The organism is Bradyrhizobium sp. HKCCYLRH2047, from assembly GCF_051168175.1.
Taxonomy (GTDB): Bacteria; Pseudomonadota; Alphaproteobacteria; order Rhizobiales; family Xanthobacteraceae; genus Bradyrhizobium.
The window spans coordinates 112,989-130,287 of sequence record NZ_JBNPUM010000015.1 but is presented as its reverse complement, the minus strand read 5'-3'; the positions used below and the strand labels follow the sequence as shown (position 1 = coordinate 130,287).

The 17,299-nt window shown below is 65.5% G+C and carries 16 protein-coding genes; 10 read left to right on the top strand and 6 right to left on the bottom strand.

Translation table 11 applies throughout. The features are described from left to right. Window positions 1-98 precede the first annotated feature (98 nt). From ACQR1D_RS28255 to ACQR1D_RS28230, 6 genes are all read left to right on the top strand, one after another. Entirely contained in the window at window positions 99-917 is an 819-nt protein-coding gene (locus tag ACQR1D_RS28255) for a putative hydro-lyase (RefSeq protein WP_315801336.1), read from the top strand. A gap of 96 nt (window positions 918-1,013) precedes the next feature. Continuing rightward, window positions 1,014-2,258 carry an ABC transporter substrate-binding protein gene (locus tag ACQR1D_RS28250; protein ID WP_434894209.1) on the top strand — a complete coding sequence of 415 codons (1,245 nt, stop codon included), beginning with the start codon at window positions 1,014-1,016 and terminating at the stop codon, window positions 2,256-2,258. Window positions 2,259-2,451: 193 nt separating this feature from the next. Continuing rightward, entirely contained in the window at window positions 2,452-3,330 is an 879-nt protein-coding gene (locus tag ACQR1D_RS28245) for a branched-chain amino acid ABC transporter permease (protein ID WP_316183455.1), read from the top strand. Beyond that, on the top strand, window positions 3,330-4,337 hold the full coding sequence (locus ACQR1D_RS28240) for a branched-chain amino acid ABC transporter permease (protein ID WP_434891023.1): 1,008 nt from the start codon (window positions 3,330-3,332) through the stop codon (window positions 4,335-4,337). The genes ACQR1D_RS28245 and ACQR1D_RS28240 overlap by 1 nt, the downstream gene beginning before the upstream one ends. Then, a complete protein-coding gene (locus ACQR1D_RS28235) occupies window positions 4,334-5,065 on the top strand; it encodes an ABC transporter ATP-binding protein (RefSeq protein WP_434894208.1) in 732 nt (243 codons plus the stop codon). The genes ACQR1D_RS28240 and ACQR1D_RS28235 overlap by 4 nt, the downstream gene beginning before the upstream one ends. Next, window positions 5,049-5,753, top strand: a complete 705-nt coding sequence (locus ACQR1D_RS28230; protein ID WP_316239519.1) for an ABC transporter ATP-binding protein — start codon at window positions 5,049-5,051, stop codon at window positions 5,751-5,753. The genes ACQR1D_RS28235 and ACQR1D_RS28230 overlap by 17 nt, the downstream gene beginning before the upstream one ends. Before the next feature lie 429 nt (window positions 5,754-6,182). Here ACQR1D_RS28230 and ACQR1D_RS28225 read toward each other — a convergent pair whose 3' ends face one another. From ACQR1D_RS28225 to otnC, 6 genes are all read right to left on the bottom strand, one after another. Continuing rightward, the gene (locus ACQR1D_RS28225) at window positions 6,183-7,085 is read right to left on the bottom strand and encodes an ABC transporter permease (protein WP_434894207.1); all 903 of its coding nucleotides are present in this window, start codon (window positions 7,083-7,085) and stop codon (window positions 6,183-6,185) included. 1 nt (window position 7,086) lies between these two features. Further along, window positions 7,087-8,022: an ABC transporter permease gene (locus ACQR1D_RS28220; protein ID WP_434886517.1), complete on the bottom strand. Its 936-nt coding sequence runs from the start codon at window positions 8,020-8,022 to the stop codon at window positions 7,087-7,089. 89 nt (window positions 8,023-8,111) lie between these two features. Continuing rightward, entirely contained in the window at window positions 8,112-9,401 is a 1,290-nt protein-coding gene (locus ACQR1D_RS28215) for an ABC transporter substrate-binding protein (RefSeq protein ID WP_315801328.1), read from the bottom strand. A gap of 33 nt (window positions 9,402-9,434) precedes the next feature. Next, window positions 9,435-10,472, bottom strand: a complete 1,038-nt coding sequence (locus ACQR1D_RS28210) for an ABC transporter ATP-binding protein (protein ID WP_434894212.1) — start codon at window positions 10,470-10,472, stop codon at window positions 9,435-9,437. 509 nt (window positions 10,473-10,981) lie between these two features. Continuing rightward, the gene (locus tag ACQR1D_RS28205) at window positions 10,982-11,194 is read right to left on the bottom strand and encodes a hypothetical protein (protein WP_434894206.1); all 213 of its coding nucleotides are present in this window, start codon (window positions 11,192-11,194) and stop codon (window positions 10,982-10,984) included. A gap of 20 nt (window positions 11,195-11,214) precedes the next feature. Further along, window positions 11,215-11,874, bottom strand: coding sequence for a 3-oxo-tetronate 4-phosphate decarboxylase (gene otnC, locus ACQR1D_RS28200; RefSeq protein WP_434847515.1), 660 nt, complete (start codon window positions 11,872-11,874; stop codon window positions 11,215-11,217). A gap of 129 nt (window positions 11,875-12,003) precedes the next feature. Between otnC and ltnD the strand changes: the two genes are divergently transcribed. From ltnD to ACQR1D_RS28180, 4 genes are all read left to right on the top strand, one after another. Beyond that, a complete protein-coding gene (ltnD, locus tag ACQR1D_RS28195) occupies window positions 12,004-12,918 on the top strand; it encodes an L-threonate dehydrogenase (protein ID WP_434894205.1) in 915 nt (304 codons plus the stop codon). 22 nt (window positions 12,919-12,940) lie between these two features. Beyond that, window positions 12,941-13,723: a 2-oxo-tetronate isomerase gene (gene otnI, locus ACQR1D_RS28190; RefSeq protein WP_315801324.1), complete on the top strand. Its 783-nt coding sequence runs from the start codon at window positions 12,941-12,943 to the stop codon at window positions 13,721-13,723. Continuing rightward, window positions 13,720-14,997, top strand: a complete 1,278-nt coding sequence (gene otnK / locus ACQR1D_RS28185) for a 3-oxo-tetronate kinase (protein WP_434894204.1) — start codon at window positions 13,720-13,722, stop codon at window positions 14,995-14,997. Before otnI ends, otnK begins: the two co-directional genes overlap by 4 nt. Before the next feature lie 267 nt (window positions 14,998-15,264). Beyond that, window positions 15,265-17,292, top strand: coding sequence for a methyl-accepting chemotaxis protein (locus tag ACQR1D_RS28180; protein ID WP_316183447.1), 2,028 nt, complete (start codon window positions 15,265-15,267; stop codon window positions 17,290-17,292). The last annotated feature ends 7 nt before the right edge of the window (window positions 17,293-17,299 follow it).

Sequence of the window (17,299 nt, the reverse complement as noted above, 5' to 3'; positions counted from 1 at the left end):
TCAATTTGTTTTATCGATCCTGATTAAAAACGAAGATTAGACTTTATAGCATGGCTGATGTTCAGTGAGTTTGTCGAGATATTAGGCAAGTGGCACAAATGACTGTTTCTGCGGCATTGCAGCAATCAGCGGGCGAGACAGACCTTCTCCCGAGCCATCAGGCCCGCCTGGACTATCGCACCGGCAAGGGCTGGAGCACCGCCGGCGTCGCCAATGGCTTCGTGCAGGGCAATCTGGCGATCCTGCCCGAGCAGTACGCCGGCGCCTTCCACCGGTTCTGCCAGCTCAATCCGAAGCCGTGCCCGATCATCGGCATGTCCGATCCGGGCAATCCTCATATTCCGGCACTCGGGGCCGATCTCGACATCCGCACCGACGTGCCGCGCTACCGCGTCTGGCGCGACGGCGAGATGGTGGAGGAGCCGACCGACCTGATGTCGCATTGGCGCGACGACCTCGTCACCTTCGTGCTGGGCTGCTCGTTCTCCTTCGAGGAAGCGCTGATGGCCGACGGCCTGCCGATCCGCCATATCGAGCAGGGCTGTCGCGTGCCGATGTATCGCACCAACATTGCCTGCACGCCGTCCGGGCCGTTTGCGGGACCGATGGTGGTGTCGATGCGTCCGTTCAAGCCGGCGCAGGCGATCCGCGCCGTGCAGATCACGACGCGCTTTCCGGCCGTGCACGGCGCGCCGGTGCATCTCGGTCTTCCCGAACAGATCGGCATCGCCGATATCAACAAGCCGGACTACGGCGATCCGGTGCCGGTCGGCTCAGACGAAATTCCCGTTTTCTGGGCCTGCGGGGTGACGCCGCAGGCGGTCATCGCCGCGGCCAAGCTGCCCTTCGCCATCACCCACGCGCCGGGGCTGATGCTGATCACCGATCTCAGGAACAAGGATCTCGCCGTCCTCTAATCAGGCAGCCTTTAATCAGGCAGTCTTGCTGCTTATTGAGCCTTTACCACCGATCTCAACCGCTTCATCGATGCGCTTTCATCAGAGGATCTTGCCATGACCATCACGCGCCGAAACGTCCTGCTTGGAGCCACCGCTGCCGCCGCGCTCGGCCCGATCGCCGCCCGCGCCCAGACCTCGGAAGTGAAGATCGGCGTCATCTATCCGTTCTCCGGCGCCAGCGCGCAGATCGGCGTCGACGCGCAGCGCGCGTTCGAGACGGCGGCCGAGATCGTCAACGGCAAGTATGATTACGACCTGCCGCTCGCGCGCACCGAAGGGCTGCCGGGCCTCGGTGGCGCCAAGATCAAGCTGGTGTTCGCCGACCACCAGGCCGACCCGCAGAAGGGCCGCGCCGAGGCCGAGCGCCTGATCACCCAGGAGAAGGTCGCCGCCGTCATCGGCTCGTATCAGAGCGCCGTCGCGGTGACCGCGAGCCAGATCTGCGAGCGCTACCAGATCCCGTATCTCTCCGCCGACAACTCCTCGCCGAGCCTGCATCGCCGCGGCCTGAAGTATTATTTCCGCGCCGCGCCGCATGACGAGATGTTCTCGCAGGCGATGTTCGATTTCTTCGACATGATGAAGAAGAAGGGCACCAAGATCGACACGCTCGCGCTGTTCCACGAGGACACCATCTTCGGCACCGATTCGAGCAACGCCCAGCTCAAGCTCGCCCAGGAGCGCGGCTACAAGGTCGTCGCGGACATCAAGTACCGCGCCAACTCGCCGTCGCTGTCGGCCGAGGTGCAGCAGCTGAAGGCCGCCAACGCCGACGTGCTGATGCCGTCGAGCTACACCACCGACGGCATCCTGCTGGTCAAGACCATGGCCGAGCTCGGCTACAAGCCGAATGCGATCGTCGCGCAGGACGCCGGCTTCTCCGAGAAGGCGCTGTATGACGCGGTCGGCGACAAGCTCGAAGGCGTGATCTCGCGCGGCTCGTTCTCGCTCGACCTCGCCGCCAAGCGGCCGATGGTCGGCAAGATCAACGACATGTTCAAGGCGAAGTCGGGCAAGGACTTCAACGACTACTCGTCGCGCCAGTTCATGGGCCTGATCGTGATGGCGGATGCCATCAACCGCGCCAAGTCGACCGACGGCGAGAAGATCCGCGACGCGCTCGCCGCCACCGACATGCCGGGCGAGGCGACCATCATGCCGTGGAAGCGGGTGAAGTTCGACGAGAACGGCCAAAACAACGACGCCGATCCGGTGCTGCTGCAATATGTCGGCGGCAAGTTCGTCACGATCTTCCCGACACAGGCCGCGGTGGCGGAAGCCAGCTGGCCGATGAAGTAATCAACTCGGATGTCGTCCCGGGCAAGCCGCGATGCGCGACAGCGCGTGGCGGCGCCGACCTGGGACCCATACGCCGAGGCCGTGGTTGGACGATGATCGGCTGTCGTCGTGCCCCACACAAACAGTGGTGGTTATGGGTCCTGGCGTTCGCCAGGACGACACCCCGAGTCACATCGAGAGTGGGGCAAGATCTGTGACAGCAGAAACAATCATCCAAAGTCTCGCCAGCGGCCTGTTGATGGGCCTGCTCTATGGCCTGATCGCCGTGGGACTGGCGCTCATCTTCGGCCTGATGGACGTCGTGAATTTCGCCCATGGCGAGTTCCTGATGATCGCGATGTATGCGAGCTTCTTCCTGTTCGCCTATTTCGCGCTCGATCCGCTGCTGGCGGCGCCATTGGTCGCAGCCGCCCTGTTCGTGTTCGGGGCGGTGGTCTATCTGCTGATCGTCAGATTTGCGGTCAGGGCCAAGGCCAACACCGGCATGGTGCAGATCTTCTCCACCTTCGGTCTCGCCGTCCTGATGCGCGGCGTCGCGCAGTATTTCTTCACCCCGGACTATCGCAGCATTCCGCACTCATGGCTGGGCGGCAAGACGATCTCGATCGCCGGCATCTACCTTCCGCAGCCGCAGCTGGTCGGTGCTCTCATTGCGATCGCGGCCTTCGCCGGCCTGTATTTCTTCATCCACCGCACCGATTTCGGCCGCGCGCTTGAGGCGACGCGTGAGGATGCCGGTGCGGTGGCGCTGGTCGGCATCGACAAGAACAAGGTGTTCGCGCTCGGTTGGGGTCTTGGTGCGGCGCTGGTCGGACTCGCCGGTGCGGTCATGTCGATCTTCTTCTATGTGTTCCCCGACGTCGGCGCGTCGTTTGCGACCATCGCCTATGTCACGGTGGCACTCGGCGGCTTCGGCAGCGTGTTCGGCGCGTTCGCCGGCGGCATCGTGGTCGGTCTCGTCGAGGCCACCACCACCTTGATCATGCCGCCGTCGCTGAAGACGGTCGGCATCTACGGTGTCTATCTCCTCGTCGTCTTCATTCGCCCGCGCGGCCTGTTCGGATCCATCTGATGGACAAGGTATTCATTCAACGCCGGCGGCGCGACCTGATCGTCGCGGCATGCCTGGCACTGCTCGCGACCCAGGTGCCGCGCTACGTCACCGATGTGTACATCCAGAACATGATGATCATGACCCTGATGTATGCAGCGCTGTCGCAGAGCTGGAACATCCTGTCCGGGTATTGCGGCCAGATCTCGCTTGGGCACGCGCTGTATTTCGGGCTCGGCGCCTACGTCACCGCGCTTCTGTACACCAAGTTCGGGATGCTGCCCTGGTTCGGCATGTTCGCCGGCGGGCTGCTGTCGGCGGTCATCGCGATGGCGCTCGGCTATCCCTGCTTCCGACTGGGCGGACACTATTTCGTCATTGCCACCATCGTGATCGCGGAGATTGCGCTCGTGCTGTTCCAGAACTGGGAATGGGCGGGAGCAGCGCTCGGCATCACGATCCCGCTGTCGAAGCAGGATAGCTGGCTGACCCTTCAATTCGCCAAGGACAAGCTGCCTTACTTCTACTTCGCGCTCGCTCTGGCCTGCGTCGCCTGGTTCGTGACCTGGTGGCTGGAGGACTCAAAGTGGGGCTATTGGTGGCGGGCCGTGAAGGACAATCCGGTCGCGGCCGAGAGCTTGGGCGTTGTCGTGTTCAATTCCAAGATGGGCGCGGCGGCCGTGTCGGCGTTTCTCGTCGCCGTCGGCGGCGGCTTCTATGCGATGTACGTCACCTACATCGATCCCGAGAGCGTGATGGGCTTCCAGTTCTCGCTGCTGATGGCGCTGCCCGCCGTGCTCGGCGGCATCGGCACCCTCTGGGGCCCGATGCTCGGCGCCGTCATCCTGATCCCGCTGACCGAGCTGACGCGCTCCTATATCGGCGGCTCCGGCCGCGGTGTCGACCTGATCGTCTATGGCGGCCTGATCATCGCGATCTCGCTCGCCCGGCCGCAAGGACTCGTCAGCCTGTTCTCCCGCAAGCCGAAGCCGGCTGCCCAGCCGGTCAGAGAGGCGGTGGCGTCATGACCGCGCTGTTGGAAACCCGCAACATCACCCAGCGCTTCTCCGGCCTGACGGCGAACTCCGACGTTTCGATCTCGGTCGGGCGCGGCGAGATCGTCGGCCTGATCGGGCCGAACGGCGCCGGCAAGTCGACCCTGTTCAACCTGATCGCCGGCGCGTTCAAGCCGACCGAAGGCCAGATCCTGTTCGACGGCGAGGACGTCACGGCGCTGCCGGCCGCCGAGCGCTGCCAGCTCGGCATCGGCCGCACCTTCCAGGTGGTGAAGAGTTTTGAGAGCATGACGGTGATCGAGAACGTCATCGTCGGCTCCCTGGTGCGCACCACCAATATGCGCGACGCCCGGCGCAAGGCGCATGAGGTGCTGGCGTTCTGCGGGCTCGATGCGCGCGCCGACGTGCTCGCCAGCGACCTCGTGCCCTCGGAGAAGCGGCGGTTGGAGGTGGCGCGCGCGCTCGCGACCGAGCCGAAGCTGCTGCTACTGGACGAGGTGCTGACCGGCCTGACGCCGGTCGAATCCCAGAAGGGCGTCGAGCTCGTGCGCCGCGTGCGCGACACCGGCATCACCGTTCTGATGGTCGAGCACGTCATGGAGATCGTGATGCCGCTGGTCGACCGCGCCATCGTGCTCGACCTCGGCAAGGTGCTGATCGAAGGCAAGCCCAAGGACGTCGTCCGCGATCCCAAAGTCATTTCCGCCTATCTTGGAGACCGCCATGCTGTCGGTGCGTGACGTCACCACCGCCTATCAGGGCCTGGTTGCGATCTCGAATGTCTCGATCGACGTCGAGAAGGGCGAGATCGTCTGCGTCGCCGGCGCCAATGGCGCGGGCAAGTCGACCTTGTTGAAATCCATCGCCGGCGCCGAGCGGCCGCGCGCGGGAAGCGTGACCTTCGACGGCAACCGCATCGACGGCATGGCGCAGCATCTGATCACGGCACGCGGCATCGCCTATGTGCCGGAGAACCGCCGGCTGTTCCCGCGGCTCTCGGTGCGCGACAATCTCAGGCTCGGCAGCTACCTCTATCGCAGCGAAGCCAACCGCGAGGAGCCGCTGGACTTCGTCTTCACGCTGTTCCCGCGCCTGTCCGAGCGGCTCGAGCAGCGCGCCGAGACCCTGTCCGGCGGCGAGCAGCAGATGCTGGCGATCGGCCGCGCGCTGATGACCCGGCCGCGGCTCCTGATGCTCGACGAGCCGTCGCAGGGCATCATGCCGAAGCTGGTCGACGAGATCTTCCAGGCCGTCAAGCGCATCCGCGACGCCGGCATGACGGTGCTCATCGTCGAGCAGCGCATGGCGGAATGCCTGGAGATCGCAGATCGGGCCTACATCCTGCAGACGGGTCGCGTGCTGATGCAGGGGACATCAGCGGAGATCAGCGGCAACAAGGATGTGCGGAAGGCGTATCTGGGGTTGTGAGGCAATGACCTCGTAGGGTGGGCAAAGTGCCGCCGTCAGGCGGCGCGTGCCCACCAGCGGTGCCGATGAGGAAAGACGGTGGGCACGGCGCGGGAGATGGCGTCGTAAATCATCGGAGACTTTGGCGCGCCTTTGCCCACCCTACGCACCGAGCAAAGTCGCGAGACGACGGCGCTGCGAGATACAGCGCCCTCGCCCCTTGTGGGAGAGGGCATGTACGGCCCATCCACGTACGCGGTTGGGTGAGGGGTATCTCTCCGCGAGTGTCGCTCATAGAGAAAAACCCCTCACCCAACCGAGCTTGCTGCGCTGTCCTATATGCCCTCTCCCACAAGGGGCGAGGGCGCATTCACAGGCACCCCGCTCGCTGCTTGTTGTCAAGCTTTGCCACGATGAGTTCGATCGTGACTGCTTTTCGGCGCTGAACTCCTACACCATCCCCTTGCCGGCATCCGAGCCCTGCCGGCGCTGCCGCGCCTGCAGCACCAGAATCACCGACAATGCCGCGAAGATCACCACGAACGACACCGCCGAGGTCAGCGTGCCCAGCGCGTAGATGTCGGGCTTGGTCACCGTCGTCGTCAGGCCCTGCAGCTCCAGCGGCAGCGTGTTCACCGAGCCGATCGCCTGGCTCGACCGTGCCAGTTCGTCCCAGGACAAAGTGAAGCCGAACAGGCCGATGCCGACCACGGAGGGCAGAATGATCGGCAGCACGACGTGGCGGAAGGTCTGCCAGGGCGTGGCGCCGAGGTCGCGGGCGGCTTCCTCCAGACGGCCGTCGAAGCGGTTGAAGATCGCGAACATGATCAGCAGGCCGAACGGCAGGGTCCAGGTGAGATGCGCACCTAAGCCCGAGGTGAACAGGCCCATGGCGGTGGTGTAGCCATCGGCGAGCCAGCCCAGGCCAAGGTCGGCGCCGTGCTTGTTGACGAAGTCGTCGATCAGCCGGAACTCCAGCGCGATGCCGAGCGAGGTGATGATCGACGGCATGATCAGGCTGGCGATCGCGGTGTAGAACAGGATCGAGGCGCCGCGGAAGGGCTTGCGGAACGCCATGCCGGCGGCGACCGACAGCACCACGGTGATCACCATCACAACGAGGCCGAGCGCCAGCGAGCGCCTGAACGCGGCGCCGATGTCGACGATGCCGCCGCCGGAAAACACCTTGCCGAACCAGGTCAGCGAGACGCCGTTCATCGGAAACGTCAGGCCGCCGTCCGGTCCCTGGAACGACAGGATGTAGATCGCGATCATCGGTCCGTAAAGAAATAGGACATAGGCGGCAAAGAACAGGGCGAGGATGTAGAAGGAGCGGGGGCGCTTGTCTCCCATCTCAGAGCTCCTTGCGCACGTCGACGATCCGCGTCAGCGCGGAGATGATGATGATGGTGATGCCGAGCAGGATCACGGCGTTGGCCGCGGCGGCCGGGAATTGCAGCGCCGACAGCCGGGACTCGATGATCTTGCCGGCGGAGGCGATCTGCTGGCCTCCCATCACGCCGATGGTGACGAAGTCGCCCATCACGATGGTGATGACGAAGATCGAGCCGATGACGATGCCCGGCTTCGCCAAGGGAATGATGATGTTGACCAGCGTCTGCCAGCCCGACGCCCCGGCGTCATAGGCGGCCTCGATCAGGCGCTTGTCGATGCGGATCATCGAATTGAAGATCGGCACCACCATGAAGAAGGTGAACAGGTGGACCAGCGCCAGCACCACCGAGAATTCCGAGAACAGCAGCCATTCGACCGGCTTGTTGACCACGCCGGCGCCGATCAGCCCCTGGTTGACGAGGCCGTTGCGGCCAAGCAGGGGAATCCAGGCGATCATCCGGATCACGTTGGAAGTCCAGAACGGGATCGTGCACAACAGCGACAGCACGATCTGCCAGGTCTTGCTGCGGACGTGGAAGGCAAGGAAATAGGCGACCCAGAAGCCGATCATCAAGGTCAGGCCCCAGGTGAGCAGGCACAGCTTCAGCGTCTTCAGATATGTCTTCAGGATCGTGCACAGCTCGGGCAGGTTTGCGACGCAGCCCTCGAAGGTGTCGGTGTAGCCGCGGAAGCTGAACGCCGGGATCATCTCATATTCGTTGTAGTCCCACGCACTGACGACGACGACGAGCACGAGCGGCAGCAGGAAGAACAGCGCGAACACCAGCATCATCGGACCGGCCTGCAGCCAGGCGATCGAGCGCATGGTGATCTTGCGGAAGGTGCTCTCCGCGGGCGCAAGGCTATCGGGCGAATTGTCGATCGTCACGGCCACGGATGCAACCTGTCGTGCTGTGTGCGGAGAAAAAGGCAAGACGACCTGCCGCGCCGCAAAGCACGGCGCGGCAGGTCGGGATCGTCACATCAGGCGGCGATGAACTCGTTCCACTTGCGGACCATGTAGTCGTTCTCGTCCATGACGGCGTTCCAGCAGACGACGGCGCCCATGCGGTCGTCGTAGGAGCCGCCGTCGCGCACGGCGCCGGCCTTCTCCATCAGCGTGCCATCCGGCGCCTTGATGTCGGCCTTCGCAGGCTTGCCTTCCATCCAGTAGCCCCATTCGTCCTCGGTCATATTGGCCTTGGCGGTGGAGAGCACGGCCGAGTAGTAGCCCTGGCGGTTGAGATAGGCGCCGGCCCAGCCGGACAGGTACCAGTTGACGAACTCATAGGCCCAGTCGAGCTTCGGTCCGCCGGCCACCGCCTTGGAGACGCAGAAGCCGGAAGCCCAGGAGCGGTAGCCTTCCTTGAGCGGCTGGAAGGTGCAGGCGATGCCCATCGAGCGCACCTTGGTCACAGCGGGTGACCACATCGACTGGATCACGGTCTCGCCCGAGGCCATCAGGTTGACGGACTCGTTGAAGTCCTTCCAGAACGCGCGGAACTGGCCGGCCTTCTTGGCCTCGGTCAGCACCTTCATGGTCAGGTCGATCTCGGCCTTGGTCATGTTGCCCTTGTCGGCATATTTGTACTGCCCGGTCGCCTCGACGACGAGGGCGGCGTCCATGATGCCGATTGAGGGAATGTTGAGGATCGAGGCCTTGCCCTTGAATTCGGGGTTGAGCAGCTCGGCCCAGGAGTTGATCGGGCGCTTGATCAGGTCGGGGCGGATGCCGAGCGTGTCGGCGTTGTACACGGTCGGGATCAGCGTGACCCATTCGGTCGGGGTGGCCGAGAAGGTCTTGGAGTTCGGCCCGTCGAGATACAGCACCTTCCACGGCGCGGTGCCCTGACCGCCGATCTTCTTGCCGTTGGGCAGCTCGCCCTTGGTGAACACCGGCGTGATGTTGTCGAATTCCTTGATCTTGCGTGCATCGAGCGGGAAGATGTTGCCCGATGGCACCAGCTTCTTCAGCGAGAAATATTCGGTGTCGAGCACGTCGAACGAGTTCGGCTGGGTGATGACGCGCTTGGTCACGTCGTCCGTCGTCGCCGTGATGTATTCGATCTTGATGCCGGTGTCGGCGAGGCACTTCTTGGAGATCTCGTCGCCCTCGTTCACCGCTGTGCCGAGATAGCGTAGCACCTTGGCATCGGCGGCGTGGACGTAGGGCGCGCTGAGCAGCGTGCCCGAGCCGGCGAGACCGGCGACGCCCGCCGCGCCCTTGAGCAGCGAACGGCGGCTGATGGATGTTGTCTTCGATCGATCGGTCATGATCATCTCCTTGGGAAAAGCAGGCAAACGAAATCAGGCGACCAGCTCGGCAGCCGGCGTGGCTGTTGCGGCGGGGCGGGAAGTCAGGGCATCGGCGAGCGCCGGATTCCAGGTCACGACGACGCGCTCGCCGATCACGTGGGTCTGTGCATCGAACTGATCGTCGCTGAGCTGCGCCGAGATCTCGGGGCCACCGTCGGTGGCGACCGCGACCAGCACATAGGTGCCCTGATATTCGATCTTGCTGATCGTGCCCGACACGGCCGGACCGTCGACCGCGGCATTCGGCGCCTTGAGCTGGATGCGGTCGACACGCACGGCGAAGGTCTCGCCGTTCAGCGGAATCACGTTGTGGCCGCCGATGAAGCGGGCGGCGAACTCGGTGCGCGGGTGATTGAAGATCTCGCGCGGGCTGCCCTGCTGCTCGATGCGGCCGCCATTCATCAGCACCACGAGGTCGGACAGCGCCATGGCCTCGTCCTGGCCGTGGGTGACGTGGACGAAGGTGAGGCCGAGCTCGCGCTGCAGCCGCTTCAGCTCGGCGCGCATGCGCAGGCGCAGGAAGGGGTCGAGCGCCGACAGCGGCTCGTCGAGCAAGAGGATCTGTGGCGAGGTGATCAGCGCGCGGGCCAGCGCCACGCGCTGCTGCTGGCCGCCGGACAGCTGCGCCGGCAGGCGGCCGGCATAGCTCTGCATGTCCACCAGTTCGAGCAGCTCGCGTGCCTTGGCGTGACGCTCGGGCTTGGAGACGCCTTTCATCTTCAGCGCGAACGCGACGTTGTCGATCACCGAGAGATGCGGAAACAGCGCGTAGGACTGGAACATCATCGCCGTGCCGCGCCCGGCGGGCGGCAGCTCGGTGACGTTCCTGGCGCCGACGATGATGTCGCCCGATGTCGCCGATTCATGGCCGGCGATCATGCGCAGGGTGGAGGTTTTGCCGCAGCCGGACGGGCCGAGCAGGCAGCAATAGGAGCCGGCGGGAATCCGCAGGTCGATTGCGTCCACGGCGGTGACGTGACCGTACATCTTCGTCACCTTCACCAGTTCCAAGCTCGCGCCCGCCGCCATCCGCCCTCCGTCGCCCTGTCCCTTATCGGTCATGATCGCAGCTCGCTCCGTCGCGCGGCCGCGATCCGACCCGTCTGACGTCTGCAACGGATATGCCAAGGGCCGCCGCGGGGGCGGCGCAGCTCGGGACGATTGCGCTTGGGGGAGATGTGTATGCAACGCTCGAAAGGGCAATCCGCGGTCCCGGCGTCAGCCCGCTCAGATCCGCCGCCGATCCGGTCAAACAGCCGCGCCCACGCCGATGTGGAAGCATTTTGCCCTGTCCTTTCGTGGCTCGGGGCGTGCCATACGAAGGGGCTGCAATCGATGGTGGACGAGCGGGGCGCATCCTCGCGCCACGGCAGTGATGGGCTGCCGGTGCCGTCCTTGTTCGACCGATCCATCCCTGATGGCTGCCGCAGCCGCACTTTGCCTGAATATTAGGCATCGTTGTCCTCCTGAGGCAAGGCAGCTTGATGAGCGACAAGGCGGCGCAGGCTCCGCCGTATGCAAGCCGGGTTGACGGGAGGCTAGACCCGCCGTGCCCGCGATCTGGCCTGCGCGGCGGCCACCAGCATGCGCTCGGCGATGCCGCGCAGCTCGCTGGCCGCGATCGGATCAGAGGCGGCGAACGCGTCATAGGAGTCGGTGGCGATCGGAAACCAGCGATAGAAGCGGGCCTCCTCGTAGAGCACCCGGACGGCGGCATCGATCTCGGCCGGCGTTGTTGCGAAATATTGCATGCCCATCATCCGCCGGTGGGTCAGTGATGATCGCTGTGAGGCAGGGTGAGCCCGAACACTTTGACCAGATCGTCGACCTGCTGCGGCGACAGATGACGCGGGTTGAGCCCGCGCAGCAACAGATAGAGCTTTGCGGTCTCCTCGAGCTCCTCCATCGCGAACACGGCGGCTTCCAGCGTGTCACCGGACACGACGGGCCCGTGATTGGCGAGCAGCACGGAGGCGTATTTGCCGGCGAGACCCTTGATGGCATCGGCGACCGCGGGATCGCCGGGACGATGATAGGGCACCAGCGCGGTCTGGCCGCAGCGCATCAAGTAATAAGGTGTCAGCGGCGGCAGCGCGGCGCGCGGATCGATCTCCGGCAGCATCGAGATCGCGACCGAATGCGTCGAGTGCAGGTGCACGACGGCGCGCGCCGCGTCGCGCGTCTGGTACAGCGCCGTGTGCAGCGGCACCTCCTTGGTCGGCGCATCGCCCGAGACCAGATCGCCGCGCGCATCGAGCCGCGACAGGCGGGCCGGATCGAGGAAGCCGAGCGAGGCATTGGTCGGCGTCACCAGCCAGCCGCCATCATCGAGCCGCACGCTGATGTTGCCGGACGATCCCGGCGTCAGCCCGCGCTCGAACAGCGAGCGACCGAACCGGCAGATGGCCTCGCGAATCGCAGTTTCCGCCACTGGTCTTTCCTCGCATGTCGCTGTTTTGCCGCTTTGTCTCACGCTTTGGCAACGCGGCCAAGCCGTGATACCCAGAGTGCAGTCCGGGGCAACCGGACGTCTCCGGGAAACGCTTCAGGGATCTGCCACATGCCGTCGCCATCGCAATTGAAAGTCGCCGTGATCGGGCTCGGCTCGATGGGGTATGGCATGGCGACCTCGCTGAAGCGCGCAGGGTTCGAGGTGACCGGATGCGACGTCTCGGCGGACGCAGTGGCGCGTTTCGTGGCCGACGGCGGCAAGGGCGCGACGACTCCCGCCGAGGCGGCGCGAGGCGCCGACATCGTGGTCAGCGTCGTCGTCAACGCGGCGCAGACGGAGGCCATTCTTTTTGGTCCTGGCGGCGCGGCCGAAACCATGCCGAAGGAGGCCGTGTTCGTCTCCTCCGCGACCATGGATCCCGACGTCGCGCGGCGGCTGGCGAAGCAGCTGGAAGCCACAGGTCGGCACTACCTCGATGCGCCGATCTCCGGCGGCGCGCAGCGCGCCGCGCAGGGCGAGCTGACGATCCTGGCCTCGGGCAGTGCGGTTGCGTTTGCCAGGGCGCGGCCGGCGCTCGATGCGATGGCCGCCAAGCTCTACGAGCTGGGCGATGCGGCTGGGCAGGGCGCCGCGTTCAAGATGATCAACCAGTTGCTCGCCGGCGTGCACATCGCCGCGGCCAGCGAGGCCATCGCCTTCGCCGCCAAGCAGGGCCTCGACATCCGCAAGGTCTATGAGGTCATCACCGCCTCGGCCGGCAATTCCTGGATGTTCGAGAACCGCATGCCGCACGTGCTCGACGGCGACTACACGCCGCGCAGCGCGGTCGAGATCTTCGTCAAGGATCTCGGCATCATCCAGGACATGGCGCGCAACCACCGCTTCCCGGTTCCGGTCTCGGCGGCTGCACTGCAGATGTTCCTGATGACGGCCGCCGCCGGCATGGGCCGCGACGATGACGCCTCGGTGGCGCGGATATACGCGCAGGTTACCGGCACGAAATTGCCGGGCTCCTCCAAGTAACAGCACGACGAGTTCTCGCACCATGCCCCGCTTCGCCGCCAATCTCTCGATGATGTTCACCGAGCATCCGTTCCTCGATCGCTTTGCGGCGGCCGCCAAGGCCGGCTTCACCGCGGTGGAATTCCTGTTTCCCTATGATCATCCGGCCGAGGAGGTCGGCAAGCGGCTTGATGACAACGGCCTGACTCAGGCGCTGTTCAACCTGCCGCCCGGCAATTGGGATGCCGGCGAGAAGGGCTTTGCCGCACTGCCGCACCGTTTCGATGATCTCAAGGCGAGCCTCGAGACGGCGCTGCCTTACGCCAAGGCCACCGGCGTGAAGCGGCTGCATCTGATGGCCGGCATCGCCGATCGTCATGATGCGAAAGCCGTGGAGGCGTACACCAAGTCGGTCGCCTGGGCGGCGGAGTTCTTCGCGCCCCACGGGCTCGATGTCGTGATCGAGCCGATCAATTCGCGCAACGTGCCCGGCTACTTCCTCAACGATTTCGGCTTCGCCCGCGATCTCATCCGCGAGCTGAAGATTCCCAATCTCAAGCTGCAGTTCGACATCTATCACTGCCAGATCATCCACGGCGACGTCACGATGCGGCTGCGCGAGATGATGGACATCATCGGCCACATCCAGATCGCCAGCATTCCCTCGCGCAACGAGCCTGACAGCGAGGAGCTCAACTATCCGTTCCTGTTCGCCGAGCTCGACCGGCTCGGCTATGCCGGCTTCGTCGGCTGCGAGTACAATCCGCGCGGCCGCACCGAGGACGGGCTCGGCTGGTTCGCGCCCTACAAGGGAGTGAAGCCGTGACCTTGAAGCTCGGCTGCATCGCCGACGACTACACCGGCGCCTCCGACCTCGCCAATACCCTGACCCGCGCCGGCCTGCGCACGGTGCAGACCATCGGCGTGCCGGCTGATGACCTCGTATTGCCCGCGGTCGATGCCGTCGTGGTCTCGCTGAAGAGCCGCTCGATCGAGGCCTCGCTCGCCGTGGCCCGCTCACGCGAGGCCGATACATGGCTGCGCGCGCGCGGTGCTCATCACGTGCTGTTCAAGATCTGCTCGACGTTCGACTCCACCGACGCCGGCAACATCGGCCCTGTCATGGATGCGCTGGCCGGCGACGCCGGTGACACGATCGTGCTGGTGACGCCGGCTTTCCCGGAGACGAAGCGGACCGTCTATCAGGGTAACCTGTTCGTCGGCTCCGTGCCGCTCAACGAGAGCCCGCTCAAGGACCATCCGCTCAACCCGATGCATGACGCCAATCTGGTGCGCGTGCTGGCGCGCCAGAGCCGGCGGAAAATCGGCCTGGTCGATCTCGCCGCCGTCGTGCACGGGCCCGAGGCGATCGGCCGCCGGCTGCAGGAGCTGGCCGGGCAGGGCATGGGCGCGGCGATCGTCGACGCCGTCTTCGATGCCGACCTGACCGCGATCGGTGCGGCCGCCTTGAAGAGCCGGGTCTCCGTCGGCGCGTCCGGCATCGGGCTCGGGCTGGCACGCGCGCTGGTCGAAACCGGACAGGTTCATTCCCACGGCTTGGCGCATCACGCCGATGCCCCCGTCGGCGGCCTGGCCGCCTGCCTCGCCGGCAGTTGCTCGCAGGCGACCTTGCAGCAGATCGCGCAGGCCGAGACCATCATGCCGGTGCTGCATCTCGATGCGGCGGGCCTGGTCGCAGGCCCGGACGAGGCGCGGCGAGCGCTCGCCTGGGCGCGTGAGCGCGTCGCCAAGGGACCCGTGCTGATCGCCTCCAGTGCGACGCCGGATCAGGTCAGCGCGCTGCAATCCAGGCACGGCCGCGAGGCGGCGGGGCACGCGATCGAGCAGGCAATGGCCGATCTGGCCGCGGGGCTGATCCAGGCCGGCGTGCGGCGGTTGATCGTCGCCGGTGGCGAGACCTCCGGCGCCGTCGTCGACAGGCTCAGGATTCCCGGCTTCCTGGTCGGTCCGGAGATCGCGGCCGGCGTGCCGGTGCTGCGCGCGATCGGCGCCGAGGCGGGCGACATGCTGCTGGCGCTGAAGTCCGGCAATTTCGGCGGTCCGCAGTTTTTCGCCGATGCGCTCGGGCTGATGCGCTAGCTGCGCATCGGCTGCGTGAGCGTGTGCCGGATTCTGGAACGACGCGCAGGGCCTCGGTGCCGATTACATCATCTGCTTAGTTTGTGAGCCGTCGCTCGGCGCGGCAGCGCCGTCGTGCCGCCGTAAGCATCGGGGCGCACACAGAAAAAGCAGATGTTTTTTGCGTGTAATGCCCGATAACTCCCGTAAATTAACGGTCTCTAGGGACCTCACCGCTATACCTCCAGTACGGACCGTCGCGTGACGCGTCCATCTGTGGGTAGGGCAATGAAACTGAATCGGATCGGCTACAAACTCGGGCTTGCTGGCGCCATCGGCGCGTCTCTCGCGGTCGGCATGATCGCTAACCAGTTGATGGCGGAAAGAGCGGTCAACCATGCCAATCAGCAGGCCGAGCGCGCGCGGCGCGTGGTCGAGAGCGTGCTGTCGGCCAGCATCAACATGCAGCAGACCCAGCTCGGCGGCCGTTCGGCGCGGCTGGCGCGTGCGCCGGCCGAGGCAGAGAAGGCAGCCGCCGACATTCAGCAGTTCTCGACCGCGATGGTGACCGACATCGACGCCGCGCTCGGCAACGTATCGACCGCCGACAATCGCGCCCGGTTGACCCGGATCAAGGAGCTGATGACGAGCTATGCCGCGGGAGCGGTCGATCTCGCCGAGGCGCAGAAGAAGTTGTTGACGCAGATCGAGAAGCGCAGTGCGGTCTCCAACGAGTGGAACACCAGCCTGAAGGCGCTGCTCGCCTCGCCGTCGCTGCCGAACCTCGCCTTCCGCGAGCGGGTCGAGCGCCAGCTTCACGCCGCCGATGCCAAGTTGAACTACATGCGGTCGCAGGCGTGGCGGTTCGGCATGACTGGCGACGCCGCAACCATCCTGACCGTGAAGCAGACGGTGCCGGGGCTGAAGAGCTCGCTGACCGACGCTCGCATGCTCGCCGACAACCGCGAGATCCAGGCCACGATCACCAAGCTCAATGGCCTCGCCTCCGACTTCGTCGCCGCGAACGACGAGGTGGTGAAGACCGAGGGAATCAAGGAGGCCGTGCTGCGCGACCGCACGCTCATCTATCTCGGCGAGGCCGGCGAGCTGATGTCCTCTGCGATCCAGGACGCGCGCGCGCGCAACGCGAGCGCCCGGTTCGAGGCAGACCAGGTCGCCGCGCAGGCGAGCTATATCACGCTGTTTGTCGGATTGGCGGTTCTGTTGTCGGTGATCGGTTCGGTCGTGTTCTCGTTCCTCGGGATCGCGCGGCCGCTGACGCGGCTCAACGCGGCGCTCGGCGAGATGGCGCGCGGCCGCATCGACATCGCCATTCCCGGCGCATCGCGGGGTGACGAAATCGGCGATCTCGCCAAGACCGTCACGGTGATCCGTGGCAATGCCGAGGAGAAGGCGCGCACCGAGGCCGAGGAAAAGAGCGCGCTGGATGAGGTCGCGGCGCGCCAGCGCAAGGCCGACATGCAGCGGCTGGCCGAGCAGTTCGAAGCCGCGGTCGGCGAGATCGTGAACACCGTCTCGTCGGCCTCGAGCCAGCTCGAGCAGTCCGCCACGACGCTGACCCAGGCCGCGACGCGCTCGCAAGGCTTGACGACGGCGGTTGCGTCTGCCTCGGAGGAAGCCACGACCAACGTCCAGTCGGTGGCGTCTGCGACCGAGCAGATGGCCTCGTCGGTCACCGAGATCAGCCGCCAGGTGCAGGAATCGGCGCGCATCGCCAACGACGCCGTCGGCCAGGCCCGCACCACGACCGGGCGAGTCAGCGAACTGTCCAAGGCTGCCACCCGCATCGGCGACGTCGTCGAACTGATCAACACGATTGCCGGCCAGACCAACCTGCTGGCGCTCAACGCCACCATCGAGGCCGCACGCGCCGGCGACGCCGGCCGCGGCTTCGCGGTCGTCGCCTCCGAGGTCAAGGCGCTGGCGGAACAGACCGCGAAGGCCACCGGCGAGATCGGCCAGCAGATCTCCAGCATCCAGGTCGCGACGCAGGAGTCGGTCAGCGCCATTAAGGAGATCTCCTCCACGATCGAGAAGCTGTCGGAAATCTCCTCGACCATCGCAGCCGCCGTCGAAGAACAGGGCGCGGCGACGCAGGAGATTTCGCGCAACGTCCAGCAGGCGGCGCATGGCACGCAGCAGGTCTCGTCCAACATCGCCGATGTCGAGCGCGGCGCGGCCGAGACCGGGTCGGCCTCGGCCCAGGTGCTCTCAGCGGCACAGGCGCTGTCCGGCGACAGCAATCGTCTCAAGCAGGAGGTCGCGAGCTTCCTCGGCTCGGTGCGGGCGGCGTAACGCCGAG